Origin of the sequence: Oricola indica, assembly GCF_965227485.1 — a bacterium.
In the GTDB taxonomy this organism is placed as follows: domain Bacteria; phylum Pseudomonadota; class Alphaproteobacteria; order Rhizobiales; family Rhizobiaceae; genus Oricola; species Oricola indica.
In genome coordinates this window covers 3,411,783-3,424,786 of the sequence record NZ_OZ245747.1, presented here as the reverse complement: position 1 = coordinate 3,424,786, position 13,004 = coordinate 3,411,783, and the positions used below count along the sequence as shown (strand labels likewise).

General features: G+C 61.2%; 14 protein-coding genes. 5 read left to right on the top strand and 9 right to left on the bottom strand.

What is annotated here, in order from left to right; all coding sequences use genetic code 11:
* Nucleotides 1-13: 13 nt before the first annotated feature.
* A complete protein-coding gene (locus ACQK2M_RS17190; RefSeq protein ID WP_425418793.1) occupies nt 14-775 on the bottom strand; it encodes an SDR family oxidoreductase in 762 nt (253 codons plus the stop codon).
* Nucleotides 776-790: 15 nt separating this feature from the next.
* Nucleotides 791-1,735, bottom strand: coding sequence for a calcium/sodium antiporter (locus ACQK2M_RS17185; RefSeq protein ID WP_223476883.1), 945 nt, complete (start codon nt 1,733-1,735; stop codon nt 791-793).
* A 245-nt stretch (nt 1,736-1,980) separates the two neighbouring features.
* Here ACQK2M_RS17185 and ACQK2M_RS17180 point away from each other — a divergent pair, with 245 nt between their 5' ends.
* Nucleotides 1,981-2,625 carry an outer membrane protein gene (locus ACQK2M_RS17180; protein ID WP_425418792.1) on the top strand — a complete coding sequence of 215 codons (645 nt, stop codon included), beginning with the start codon at nt 1,981-1,983 and terminating at the stop codon, nt 2,623-2,625.
* A 60-nt stretch (nt 2,626-2,685) separates the two neighbouring features.
* Here the strand turns inward: ACQK2M_RS17180 and ACQK2M_RS17175 are convergent, their stop codons facing one another.
* Nucleotides 2,686-3,288 (bottom strand): glutathione S-transferase, encoded by a 603-nt coding sequence (locus tag ACQK2M_RS17175; protein WP_425418791.1) that lies wholly within the window; start codon nt 3,286-3,288, stop codon nt 2,686-2,688.
* A gap of 167 nt (nt 3,289-3,455) precedes the next feature.
* Here ACQK2M_RS17175 and ACQK2M_RS17170 point away from each other — a divergent pair, with 167 nt between their 5' ends.
* Nucleotides 3,456-3,617, top strand: a complete 162-nt coding sequence (locus tag ACQK2M_RS17170) for a hypothetical protein (protein WP_425418790.1) — start codon at nt 3,456-3,458, stop codon at nt 3,615-3,617.
* A gap of 27 nt (nt 3,618-3,644) precedes the next feature.
* On the opposite strand, the gene ACQK2M_RS17165 is transcribed toward ACQK2M_RS17170, so the two are convergent.
* The 3 genes from ACQK2M_RS17165 to ACQK2M_RS17155 form a co-directional block, all read right to left on the bottom strand.
* Nucleotides 3,645-4,337, bottom strand: coding sequence for a ribonuclease T2 family protein (locus ACQK2M_RS17165; RefSeq protein WP_425418789.1), 693 nt, complete (start codon nt 4,335-4,337; stop codon nt 3,645-3,647).
* 18 nt (nt 4,338-4,355) lie between these two features.
* Complete coding sequence (locus ACQK2M_RS17160) at nt 4,356-4,817, bottom strand: hypothetical protein (RefSeq protein WP_425418788.1); 462 nt, start codon at nt 4,815-4,817, stop codon at nt 4,356-4,358.
* Nucleotides 4,818-4,924: 107 nt separating this feature from the next.
* Nucleotides 4,925-5,782 carry a 23S rRNA (adenine(2030)-N(6))-methyltransferase RlmJ gene (locus tag ACQK2M_RS17155; protein WP_425418787.1) on the bottom strand — a complete coding sequence of 286 codons (858 nt, stop codon included), beginning with the start codon at nt 5,780-5,782 and terminating at the stop codon, nt 4,925-4,927.
* Between the two features lie 47 nt (nt 5,783-5,829).
* Here ACQK2M_RS17155 and ACQK2M_RS17150 point away from each other — a divergent pair, with 47 nt between their 5' ends.
* The 3 genes from ACQK2M_RS17150 to ACQK2M_RS17140 all read left to right on the top strand — a co-directional run bounded on the left by ACQK2M_RS17150 (nt 5,830) and on the right by ACQK2M_RS17140 (nt 9,674).
* A complete protein-coding gene (locus ACQK2M_RS17150; RefSeq protein ID WP_425418786.1) occupies nt 5,830-7,935 on the top strand; it encodes a molybdopterin-containing oxidoreductase family protein in 2,106 nt (701 codons plus the stop codon).
* Nucleotides 7,936-8,360: 425 nt separating this feature from the next.
* Nucleotides 8,361-9,173 (top strand): IS5 family transposase, encoded by an 813-nt coding sequence (locus ACQK2M_RS17145; RefSeq protein ID WP_425416307.1) that lies wholly within the window; start codon nt 8,361-8,363, stop codon nt 9,171-9,173.
* Between the two features lie 24 nt (nt 9,174-9,197).
* Nucleotides 9,198-9,674 carry a hypothetical protein gene (locus ACQK2M_RS17140; protein ID WP_425418785.1) on the top strand — a complete coding sequence of 159 codons (477 nt, stop codon included), beginning with the start codon at nt 9,198-9,200 and terminating at the stop codon, nt 9,672-9,674.
* Nucleotides 9,675-9,806: 132 nt separating this feature from the next.
* On the opposite strand, the gene ACQK2M_RS17135 is transcribed toward ACQK2M_RS17140, so the two are convergent.
* From ACQK2M_RS17135 to purM, 3 genes are all read right to left on the bottom strand, one after another.
* Nucleotides 9,807-11,105, bottom strand: a complete 1,299-nt coding sequence (locus tag ACQK2M_RS17135) for a flavin-dependent oxidoreductase (RefSeq protein WP_425418784.1) — start codon at nt 11,103-11,105, stop codon at nt 9,807-9,809.
* Nucleotides 11,106-11,192: 87 nt separating this feature from the next.
* Nucleotides 11,193-11,780 carry a phosphoribosylglycinamide formyltransferase gene (gene purN, locus ACQK2M_RS17130; RefSeq protein ID WP_425418783.1) on the bottom strand — a complete coding sequence of 196 codons (588 nt, stop codon included), beginning with the start codon at nt 11,778-11,780 and terminating at the stop codon, nt 11,193-11,195.
* Nucleotides 11,777-12,859 (bottom strand): phosphoribosylformylglycinamidine cyclo-ligase, encoded by a 1,083-nt coding sequence (gene purM, locus ACQK2M_RS17125; protein ID WP_425418782.1) that lies wholly within the window; start codon nt 12,857-12,859, stop codon nt 11,777-11,779. Before purM ends, purN begins: the two co-directional genes overlap by 4 nt.
* Nucleotides 12,860-13,004: the final 145 nt, after the last annotated feature.

The following is a 13,004-nucleotide window of genomic DNA, read 5'->3' as shown; positions in this document are numbered from 1 at the left end:
GCTGACAGATGGGCTATTCGGCTATTCCCGCAACGTCCGGCGTTTCCCACGCCAGATGCTGGCCGCCATCGAGCGCGATCATCTGTCCTGTGATCGAACCGTTTTCCGCGAGATAGCGGATTGTCGCGCCGATTTCCGTCAGCCCCGCCCCATGTTGAAGGGGCACCGCCTCCTGCTGCCGGGCGAAATCCTCTTCGCTTTGCCGGGCGCTCTTCAATGTCGGTCCCAGCCCGATTCCGTTGACGCGGATTTGCGGGGCCAGGGCCTGCGCCATTGTCCGCGTCGCGGTCCAAAGCGCGGATTTCGAAAGCGTGTAGGAGAAGAAATTTGGTGTTAGCCGCCACACGCGCTGGTCGATCATGTTGACGATGAGCCCGTTCGTTCCGGAGGGAAGGGCGGCCGCGAAGGCCTGCGCGAGGAAAGCAGGGGCTTTGACGTGGATGTCGAAATGCCGGTCCCACACATCCTCGCTCAATTCGCCCAACGCATCATGTTCGAAGACGGAGGCGTTGTTGACGAGAAGGTCGATCGGACCGGCGAGATCCGTCGCCTGCGCGATGAGGGCGGTCATCCCCTCCGCCTTGCACAAATCGGCCTGCACCGCATAGGCGTCAGCCCCGGCGGCGCGCAGCGAATTCGCAAGCGCCTCCGCTTCAGCGAAGGAACTGTTCGCGTGGATTGCGACCGCATAGCCGTTCGCCGCGAGATCCTCGACGATAGTGCGTCCGATACGTTTCGCTCCGCCCGTCACGAGCGCGGTTCCCTTAGCCTGCACCTGCAATCTCCGCTCTCAGAATACCATCACGATATAGGTGAGATAGGCCACGCTCATGATGGCGCCCAGTGTCCGACCTGTCGTGATCCGCCCAAAACAGATCACGGCGAGGGCCACGGAGGTGGCGAGCATGATCCACATGTCGCGTTCGATCATGATGTGCGAGACGGGCACCGGGATAATCAGGCCCGTGATCCCCATGATGGCGCCGATATTGAAGATGTTGGAGCCGATGATGTTGCCGAGCGCGACGTCGACTTCCTTGCGCCATGCCGCGGCCATGGTGGTCGCGAGTTCCGGCAGAGATGTGCCGATCGCGACTATCGTCAGTCCGATGGCAGCCTGCGACACGCCGAAGGTCTCGGCCAGGTTGGACGCGCCGGCGACCGTCAGTTGTGCGGCGATGGGCAGGCCGATCAGGCCGCCGGCGAGGTAGAGCGCGATCCTGCCGGTCGCGTGGGGCAGTTCGCCGAGTTCCTCGTGGTAATCGTCGGGTTGCTCGTCCTCGACATGGGCACGGGCTCTCAACACTTGCGCGAGAATGAAAAGCAATAGCCCGGCAAACAGCCCGGCCGCCTCCAACCGGTCGAGCCTATCGTCGCTGATCATCCACATGAACGCGACAGTGAAGACCAGCATGACCGCGACATTGCGGGCCAATCCATGCTGTTTGGCATGGATGGCTGCGATGATCGCCGGAATACCCATGACCAGCAGCACGTTCGCGATGTTCGAGCCGACCACGTTGCCGACGGCGATATCGGGCGCGCCGGACAGGGCGGATTGCAGCGAAACGACGAGTTCCGGTGCCGATGTCCCGAAGGCGACGACCGTGAGCCCGATGATCAGCGAAGGGATTCCCAGGCTTTCGGCCAGGCCCGCCGCACCTTTTACGAGGTAGTCGCCGGCAAATACGAGGAGAACCAGGCCGGCGGCGAGCATGATGAAGTCAAGAAGCATGGAGGTCCGTCTGAAAACAGCGTGTTTCGTCTATATAGGCATGGATTTCAGGAAGGAAGGGAGCGCCGCGGTGTTGCGCGTCGAACACACTCCCGAACTGTCATTTTTCGGCCACTGAATCTCCTCAATCCAGCAACGCAATCGCCGCAATCGGGAACGAAATCTTCGGCAGGGAGTTTGGGGCACGAAGCGTCCGAAACGCAAAAGCATCGGGCGCGATACTGACGACCTTCAAGGAGAGTGACATGCGTATGTTTGCAAAATTGGCCGGAGGAATCGCCATCGTGGCGCTCGCCGGCAACGCCGCCCTGGCCGCGGATGCCGTCGAGGCGCCGCCAGAGCCGCCGATGGCCGCCCCGATCAATATCGTTCCGGCCGACACATGGTCGGGAGTCTATGTTGGTGCCTTCGGCGGTTACGACTGGGCCCGGTTCGACGCCGATACGGGCGATATCGACGCCGACGGCTGGAATGGTGGCGCCTTTGCCGGCGTGAACTTCCAGAACGGTGCCTTCGTCTATGGTGCGGAAGGTGACGTCGGCTATTCCGGCGCAAGCGGCTCGGACGGCACCAATGAGGTCGACCGTGGCGTGTTCGGTTCTGTGCGTGGCCGCCTTGGCTACGCTGTCGATCCGTTCATGGTTTACGGTACCGCCGGCCTGGCTATTGCCAACAACGAAATGGACAACGGGACGGGAAGCGACACCAACACCCACCTCGGCTGGACCGTGGGCGCTGGCGCCGAGGCTCTGCTGACTGACAACGTCTTCAGCCGTCTCGAATACCGTTATTCGGACTATGGCTCGAAGGATTACGATCTCGGTGGCTCGACGGTCTCGTCCGGCTTCAGCGAGCACAGCGTGAAAGCCGGTATCGGCCTGAAGTTCTAATCCGGACGCAATCCGGCAACACGGGCCCGTGCGGAGCGATCCGCACGGGCTTTTCTTTTTTTAACCGTGCGACTTCAGCGTCTCGTATTCCGGAAACTGCTTCGCGAACCGGTCCTCGAAGCGTTTCAGCTTGGGCCGGCCGCGACGCCAGTTGAGGTCGGGGAACCGCAGGTCGAGATATCCGAGCATTGCCGCGACGGCGAATTGCCCTCCGGTCAGCTTGCTTGTCACGCGCGGTGCGTTGTCATTGAGCCAGTCGAGGCCGCGCGTCACCTTGCGCGCCTGCAGATCGAGCCAAGGCTGGTGCACTTTCTCTTCCGGCCGGAAGCGCTTCTCGTACACCTGCGCAAGGAGGCAATCGCACAGCCCGTCGCCAAGCGCCTCCATCCGTTCGGCCTCCATCCGCTTCGCCGCGTTGCGCGGAAACAGCCTGCGGCCGCTCATGCGATCGAGTTCCTGCATGATCGCGCGGCTATCGAACAGCGCCGAGCCGTCGTCGAGAATCAGGGTCGGGATCTTGCCGAGCGGATTGTTATCGACCAGCAGGGCCGGTTCGTCATTCGTGTTCACGGTCTCCGGCTCGATCCCGAGGTCGAGCCACGCGGCCGCCATGCGGACCTTGGCGCTGTAGGGGGAGGCGGGCGAATAGAGCAGGCGTGGCATGGGTGATCTTCTTCCTTTGTCAGATGGCGGCGAACGCCGCCGGCACACCGAAATGAACGGTCATGTGATTCCCTTATAGATGGAACGGAGCGTTCCGGAACACGTTTCCTCTGCAGTTGAAACGGTGGCGCGACGGTAGTCGCACGCAGCACCAGGAGAAGCAAAACATGAATACGGACGATAAAAGCGACCCGATTGCCGAGGAAAACCGCGAAGCTCGCCACGAGAAGTCCGATGATAACGGCAAGGGCGCCGCGGATCGCAAGAAACACTCTCGTGATTCGAGCGGCCCCATTGTCGAGGAAAACCACGAAAACGGCGAGGAATAGGCCGGCAGCGCCCTGGGATAGCGCTGCTCAGAGAGCAGCCGGCATGACAGCGCCATCCCTGGAGCAGGTGTTCGCATCGACTTCCGGACACGCGACGAAACTGGCGAGATCGCGCGACAGGCAGATGCGCACCTCGCGCAGATACCGCCGGTCGCACGTCACGGCGATCGCATCGTCCGGCATGCGGGGATTGGCGGTAACAAACGCGTCCTCGACCGTATCGGGATCGACGGTCCGGATACTGCTGGCGGCGGCGAAGGAGGCCGGAATGGCGATCGCTTCGAAGGCCATCCGCGTCGCGGTAAAATAGTCGTCCTGCGACAGGCCCGAACACGTGCCGTGTTCGCGCCATTCATGCCGGATCAAGCCTGTCGAAGGCATGATGTCGAGCATCGAATCGGACAGTGCGCGCGATACGCCGAGCGGCCGGTCGGTAGGGCACTCCGTCGGATAACCGGTCGTGAACTGCGGCCACAAGCCATGCACGACAAATCCGAAGGGGTCGTCCGCTTCGCATTGCTGCCGGTTGGCACGGTCTCCGAAGGACGCGCAGTAGCTGGGCGACCATGACAGGGCGAGAACATAGAAATCGAAACCGGTGCCGAGGGGAACCTCGACCGTCTCGGTAGTCGATATTGGGCCGCCCGATCCCGCTTCGTCGCACCCGGCAAGGGCGACACCCGCTGCGAAGGCCGCCGCGATGCGGATCAGCAAACGCATGAGATGGACAGGGATGGCTTAGCGCAGAACCCGGCAGTAACCGTCATAGACGTTCCAGCGGTCGAGGCCCGAAAGGCAGAACTCGACATTGTCGCCGAACGCGCCAGCGAAACCGGCGCCGAATTCCACCAGATACCAAAGCGTGCGGCTGTGGCCATCCGAGGTCGTAGCCGATGCGCGGCAATAGAGCTGGTCGACCGCGCGGGCGCGCTCGGAGCTCGGCACATAGCGGTTTTCGCGGATCTGCGTGATGGACGAGATCGACAGGTCCGGCCAGTGGTGGACTTCACGCGCCTGAATGCGGAAGCGCCGCTCGATCGACTTCAGATAGGAATCCTTGGCGCATGCCGAGTCGGGCTGGGCCACGACATAGGAGCCACCCGGCGCGATCAGATCGGCAGCCAGCGCGGTCATCGGAGCTGTTGCGAACACTGCCGCGGCAAGGACGCCGCGAATGGCAGAAGAAATCCGGGTGGTCATTGCGAGGTCTCCTTGCGCAATCCGTTGCCGATCTGATTACCCCAATCGCCTTCGGCAGTCACCCCGCAACCTATGGCAGTGATGTCACAGTCGGAATGTGAAAAACGCTATTCGCCGGCGAGCCAATTGATCGCGTAACTTCCCGATCCCTTGCGGAATTCCAGCACGGAAGCCAGCCATGGCAAAATCGTGCGCAATTCCGATTCCAGCGCGTAGGGCGGATTGACGACGATCATGCCCGAGCCGTCGAAACGCACATCGGCACCCGACGAACGGACCTCGAGTGAGGTATCGAGGATTCGCGGGATCTTCAGCGCCCTGAGTTCGTCGCGGAATTCCGAAATACCCTTGCGGTGCTTGACCGGATACCAGAGCAGGAAAGTACCTGTCGCGAACCGCTTGTGGCCGTCTTTCAACGCCGTGAGGATGTTGAAGAACTCGTGATAGACCTCGAAAGGCGGATCGACGAGCACGATGCCACGGCGTTCCTTCGGCGGCAGATGCGACTTGATGCCAAGCCAGCCGTCCAGCTTTGTCACACGCGCCTGGAAGTCGCCCTCGAAATGAGAATGGAGGACCTCGAAGTCTTCCGGGTGCAATTCGAGTGCGGTCAGCCTGTCCTGGTTGCGGAACATCGCGCGCGCGATCATCGGAGACCCCGGATACTGAGTCAGCCCGCCTTCCGGATTGAATGAACCAACAGCGTCGAGATAGGGCGCGAGCAAATCGCGAACATCGGCCGGTGCGTTGTCCGCCGCATCCAGAACCTTGCCGATTCCCGTTTTCCATTCGCCCGTCTTCTGAGCCTGGTCGGACGACAGGTCGTAAAGACCGAGACCGGCATGGGTGTCGAGAACGCGGAAGGCGGCTTCCTTGCGCTGCATGTAGGCGATGACGCGGGTCAGCACGATGTGCTTGAACACATCCGCGAAATTTCCGGCGTGAAAAATGTGGCGATAATTCATGGCATCGCTCCTATCGCGCCACGCGCCATCAGGCTAGTCTTTCCGCCATGAATATCGCGCCCAAGATCGACACATTCCGCTCCACCTGTCCGCATGACTGCCCGTCCTGCTGCGCCCTCGAGGTCGAGGTCGCCGACGGCACGCGTATCGGCCGGGTGCGCGGCGCCAAGGACAACAGTTACACCGACGGCGTCATTTGCGCCAAGGTGGCGCGATACGCCGAGCGTATCCATCACCCCGACCGGCTTTTGCACCCGCTCATCCGCAGCGGCGCCAAGGGGGCCGGGGAGTGGCGGCAGGCGTCCTGGGATGCCGCGCTGGACCTCGTGGCCGAACGCTTTCTCGCTGCAGAGGAGAAATTCGGTTCGGAGACCGTCTGGCCCTATTATTTCGCCGGGACCATGGGGCAGGTGCAGCGAGACGGCATTCATCGCCTGCGTCATGCCAAGCGCTATTCCAACCAGTTCGACACGATCTGCACGAACATGGCCTGGACGGGCTTCGTCATGGGAACCGGCAGGCTCGCCGGGCCTGACCCGCGCGAGATGGAGAAATCCGACTGCGTCGTCACCTGGGGCACCAATCCGGTCGCCACCCAGGTCAATGTGATGACCCACGCGATCAAGGCCCGCAAGGAACGCGGCGCGACCATCGTCGCCATCGACATTTACGTCAACGACACGATCGCTCAGGCCGATATGGGCCTCGTCCTTCGGCCGGGAACGGATGCGGCGCTTGCCTGCGCGGTCATGCATGTAGCGTTTCGCGACGGCTACGCCGACCGCGATTTCATGAGAAAATTCAGCGACAAGCCGGCGGAACTTGAATCACATTTGCAGACTCGCACACCGCAATGGGCCGCGGCGATCACCGGTCTTTCCGTCGAGGACATCGAGGCGTTCGCCAAACTGGTCGGCACGACGCAACGGACCTTCTTCCGGCTCGGCTACGGCTTCACCCGCAATCGCAACGGTGCGGTCTCCATGCATGCGGCGGCCTGCGTGCCGACCGTGCTTGGCGCCTGGCAGTATGAAGGCGGCGGCGCATTTCACAACAACGGCGATATCTACCGGTTCGACAAGCGCGAACTGATCGGCGCTGCCCATGCGGATCCCGCCATTCGCTGGCTCGACCAGTCCAAGATCGGACGCGTGCTGACCGGTGACGCCGAAGCCCTTCATGGTGGCCCGCCGGTGACCGCCATGCTGGTCCAGAACACCAACCCGGCCAACGTCATGCCGGAACAGGCTCTGGTTCGGCAGGGGCTGATGCGTGACGATCTCTTCACGGTGGTCCATGAGCAATTCATGACCGACACGGCGGAGCTGGCCGATGTCGTGCTGCCGGCAACGATGTTCATGGAGCATGACGATATCTACAAGGGCGGCGGCCATCAGCATGTGATGCTTGGCCCGAAACTGATCGACGGGCCTGGTGAAACCCGGCCAAATCACTTCGTCTTCGAGGAATTGGCGAAACGGCTCGGCGTCTCGCATATGGCCGGCTTCGGCAAGACGGAGCGTGAATTGATCGATACCGTCATCGCACCTTGCGGCGAGACCTACGAAACACTGAGAGAAAAGGGCTGGATCGATGTCCAGCCGGATTTCGACACCTCGCACTACGTGAAAGGCTTCGGCTACTCGGACGGCAAGTTTCGCTTTTCGCCGGACTGGATGACGGGTCCGTCGCCCACCCGGCCACCGGAGGCGCTCGGAGCGCAAGGCCCGGCTGGCCGGCTGCCGGCATTCCCCGATTACCTCGATCTCACCGAGGATCCGGATACCGAACACCCGTTCCGTCTCGCGACGTCGCCGGCGCGATCCTTCCTGAATTCCACCTTTCAGGAAACGCCCGGCTCGGTGAAGAAGGAACGCAGGCCGGAAGTCATGATCCATCCCGACGATGCGGCCTTATACGGTCTCCTGGACGGCATGCCGGTCGCGCTCGGCAATGCGCGGGGCGAGGTCCACCTGCATTTGAAGATCTCGGATCGGCCGGGGCGCGGCACCCTGATCGCCGAGGGCCTGTGGCCGAACAAGGCGCATCTCAACGGCTGCGGTATCAACACGCTGACGGGCGCGGACAGCGTCGCGCCCTATGGCGGTGCGGCGGTGCACGATGCCAAAGTCTGGGTGAGGGCGCTTACGTAAACGGGGATTGCATGAGATTCGTCTCTCGGGCGCTTTGTTTGAAAATATTCTTTCCTTATTTCTTTGAGCTTAGGTTGTTTTCGGTTACATTTTAAATTTGAAACTACTTTGTCCAGCTGAAGCTGAACGTGATGGAATTTTCGCTTGGATAAGTTCATAGGGGTTGGCAATGTTGAAAGCGCTTTTTCAAATGGTTGTCTTGGTCGGAACCCTTACCGGCAGTTTTACTTCTGCCATAGCCCAATCCGTAAAAGAATCCTGGCTACGCCAAGCTGGGATCACATGCGGAGGAGGGCAATCCTTTGACTTGGAAGGGGAGATTAACGCGGCATTGCTGAGAGGCCGTCCTGAAACTCGGGGCGAGGCTGGATGGCCGGTCCCGAATGTGATTCCAAACGGTTGTCAAAGCCAGTTTGGAGAGCCTCATGTGGACACCGGCCACCCGGCGGCAGCATAGCCGCGATCATCTGCGTTATGGAAGCGATCTGAGTGATGCGGAATGGGAAATTCTCGCCCCTTTCATGCCGGCGCCGGCAAGGACCGGCCGGCCGCGTCAATGGCCGATGCGCGAGATCATGAACGCCATCTTCTATGTGCTGCGGGGTGGCATCGCCTGGCGGCTTCTGCCCAAGGACTTCCCGCCGATGACGACGGTCTATGGCTGGTTCCTGCGCTTCCGCCGCGAAGGTCTGTTCCAGACAATCAATCACCACCTTGTCATGACCGATCGAGAACGGACCGGACGTGAGGCCAGTCCCTCGGCGGCGGTGATCGACAGCCAAAGCGTCAAGACCGTCGAGGCCGGCGGCCCCAGGGGCTTTGACGCTGGCAAGAAGATCAAAGGGCGCAAGCGCCACGCCATGGTCGATACCGATGGCCGGGCCTTGGTCATCCAGGCGCATCCGGCCGACATTCAGGATCGTGACGGTGCCGTCCCGCTGCTCAAGGCGTCACGACGATCCTTCCCTTTCGTCGAAATCACCTTCGCCGACAGCGCCTATGGCGCCCAGAGGGTCAAGGATGCAACATGCATCGCCATCGAGGTGGTCAAGAAGATCGCCAACCAGATCGGCTTCCACGTCCTGCCGCGCCGCTGGGTGGTCGAACGCACATTCGCCTGGATCAGTCGCAACCGACGGCTGGCCAAGGATTTCGAAGGCACCATCGCCTCCGCCGAGGTCTTCCTCTACGCCGCATCCGTCATGCTGCTCACACGACGACTGGCCCGGTCAGCATGAGTTTCGAGTCGGACTCTGAAGCGCTTGAGAATTGCTGGTGGCAGTGGTGAGGGATCATTTAACGCAGTCGAGCTTGAGCAGCTATTAAGGCAATTTAGAGAGGGCGAAAAGAGTGCGGTCTATCGAAATTACATTGGATGCCTTCTTCGAACCATGGAAATGGCAACAAATCTGATTGGATTGCCGCCGCGAGAAATCGTTCTTGAAGGGCCGCCAGATGTAGCTCCATTGCGCGTATTAAACCGAGGGCAAAGAGTTGTATTGGAAAAAATGGATACAGTCGCCCTTAATAATATCTCGTCGCTTTTTACTATTTCTTCATTTTACGAAGGAAGGGCTACTGGCACTATTGGCTATAGGTGGTCTAATTCTAATACCGGAATTCAAAAATCCGGACAAGCCGATCAAGGCGAGTTGATAAAACTATATGAGGAATGTAATGTTATTCCCTATAATGTAAATACTAAGCAGGGAATTGTATCTATCTTAATAAACTGCTAGAATATGATTTATATATTGAAGTTATATAAATGTGTTCAAGTTCATCCCCTCTCCAAGTGGCTGGAGGGAGCATTCTCTAGGGAGGCGCAGCGGTGCACGATGCCAGAGTCTGGGTGAGGGCGCTTTAGGTCCTTACACCTTCTCGGTCTGCTCGACTGTTGCACCTTCGGCAATCGTCCGCGGCGAACTGTTCAGCTTCTCGATCGCGAAGCCGGCGGCCGCCTTGTATTTCGCCATGAATTCCGCGCGCTCGTCGGACGGGATCACATCGTCGATATTGTCGAACTCGCCGCCGCAGCGCTCATCGACCATGTTGAGGAGGCCGAAGGGTCCCGCACCGCGATTGCGCAGGATGAGCTCCGAGACAGGTCCGCATAACTGTTCGTTATAGACGGCAAGCGCTTCCGGGGTCACCCCGTGCTCCAGCAGGCAGGTGCCGAGAACCCGCGCATCGATAATCGCCTGGCTCGCGCCGTTGGAGCCGGTCGGATACATGGCGTGCGCTGAATCCCCCATCAGCGCGACATTGCCGTCACGCCAGGTGGACACCGGGTCGCGGTCGATCATCGGATTCTCGTAGGCGATATCGGCGCCCCTCAGCAGTGCCGGAACGTCAAGCCAGTCATAGGTCCAGCCTTCGAAATGCTGGATGAAGTCTTCGATTTCCACCGGCTTGAACCAACCGGAATTCTTCCAGCCCTCGGAATTGTCCACCGTCACCTCGGCGATCCAGTTGATCGTGGCGAGCCCGGTTTCCGGGTCGGGATGCGAGATCGGATAGATCACCATGCGTTGCTTGTGCGTGCCGAGACCGACAAACGACGACCCCGTGCGGATCGGTTTCGCTTGCGTCGTGCCGCGCCACATGATCGCGCCGCCCCAGTGGATCGGTGGCTGGTCGGGATGCATCTGCGCGCGAACCGCCGAGTGGATACCATCCGCGCCGATCAGCAGCGTACCGGTCTCGCGCGATGTCGAGCCATCGGCGTGATCGATGATCGCCGTCACGCTGCCGTCGGCATTCTTCTCATATCCGGATACGCGACATCCCAGCCGAACGGCGTCCTTGCCTGCCCGGGCGACGAATGTGTCGTGGAGCATCACGTGGAAGAGGCCGCGATGCACGGCGTATTGCGGCCAGTTATAGCCGGCAAGCAATCCGCGGGGCTCAGAATAGATGTCGTTCCCGTTCAGCCCGACCAGCGCCCATTCTCGTGCCGGCACGCCGACCTTGTCGAGATCGTCCGGCCCGATGCCGAGATCGTAGAGCTCGCGCACGGCGTTTGGCTGGATGTTGATCCCGACCCCGAGCGGACGCAGTTCACGCACCGATTCGAACACGACGCAGCGCACGCCGATCTGGTTGAGCGTGAGCGCGGTCGCAAGGCCGCCAATACCGCCGCCGGCGATCATCACGAGGGGTTGGGGCATTCTCTGTTCCTCCGCAAAGCCCGGCGTTCATAGCAAGAAACCTCGCCAACGCAACGCTAACGGCTACGTTGGGGCGGCTTTGGGCGATTAGTTCTGGATTGAGCGGGCGATCTTTTCCAGCGCCAGCGGATAGATACGGTGCTCTTCGACGAGCACTTTCGCGGCAAGCGTATCCGCCGTGTCGTCCGGCAGGATCGGCACTTCGGCCTGACAGATCACGGGGCCTTCGTCCATTCCAGCGGTGACATGATGCACCGAACAGCCATGCACGCTGTCGCCTGCCTCGATTGCACGCGCATGGGTATCCAGCCCCTTGTGCTTCGGCAGCAGGGAAGGGTGGATATTGATGATACGGCCGTCCCACGGTTCGAGAAATTCGCCGGTAAGAAGTCGCATGAAGCCGGCGAGGCAGACAATCTCGACGCCGAACTCCTCCAGCGCATCATGGATTGCCTTCTCATGCGCGTGTTTCGAGCCGTGGGATTTGCGCGAAATCGCCCGCGCCGGAATTCCTTCGCCGCGCGCGGTGCCCAGCCCGCCCGCATCCGGATTGTCGGATATCACGAGCACGATCTTGGCGGGATAGTCCGGCGCTTTCGATGCGCGGATCAGCGCTTCCATGTTGGAGCCGCGGCCTGAGATCAGCACGGCGGTCTTTTTTCGCGTGTCGGTCAAAGGTCGAGCGATCCGGTATAGGAAACCCGCGCGCCGTCATGGCGTGTCATGACGCCGATGCGGGTCACGGTTTCGCCCTCGCGTTCCAGCACCTCGGCCACGGCCTCGCTGTGCTCCGGCGACACGACGGCGATCATCCCGACCCCGCAATTGAAGGTGCGCAGCATCTCGTCGCGCGCAACGCCGTCCTGCGCGGCGAGCCAGGCGAAGACATGCGGCACATGGATCGCGGACAGGTCGATCTCTGCGGCCATGCTGTCGGGCAGCACGCGCGGAATGTTTTCCGGGAACCCGCCGCCGGTGATATGCGCCAGCGCCTTGATCGCGCCGGTTTCGCGAATGGCCGCCAGCACCGGCTTCACATAGATGCGCGTCGGGTCGAGAAGCGCTTCGCCGAGCGTGCGTTCCTTGTCGAACGGCGCCGATGCGCCATAGGAGAGGCCCGACATCTCCACGATGCGCCGCACCAGCGAATAGCCGTTGGAATGAACACCGTCCGAGGCGAGCCCTAGGATCACGTCGCCCTCGGCGATATCGGCTGTCGGCAGGAGCGTGCCGCGTTCCGCCGCGCCGACAGCGAAGCCGGCGAGGTCGTAGTCGCCATCGCCATACATGCCGGGCATTTCGGCCGTCTCGCCGCCGAGCAGCGCGCAGCCCGCCTGCCGGCAGCCTTCGGCGATGCCGGAGACGATGTCGGACCCTTGCTTCACGTCGAGCTTGCCGGTGGCGAAATAGTCGAGGAAGAAAAGCGGCTCCGCGCCTTGCACGATCAGGTCGTTGACGCACATGGCGACGAGGTCGATCCCGACCGTGTCGTGAATCTTCGCCTCGATGGCGACTTTCAGTTTCGTACCGACGCCGTCATTGGCCGCAACCAGCACCGGGTCGGAAAAACCGGCCGCCTTCAGGTCGAACAATCCGCCGAACCCGCCGATCGTCCCGTCTGCGCCCGACCGGCGCGTCGATTTCACCATCGGCTTGATCGCCTCGACCAGCGCGTTGCCGGCATCGATATCGACGCCCGCATCGGCGTAGGAGAGGCCGTTCTTGCCGTCCGTGTTTTGCGATGAGTCCGACATGGCTGCGCCTGTCCCGCACTAGGTTTCCTGCGCGCTCTATTGCACGGCACAGGCGGTCTTTCCAGTGCCCGGCGGGAGCCTGCCACAGCAATTTCCCGAGCATTGTGAGAAAGGCTTTTGCGCAGGTCGCCGCGCATATCTATAT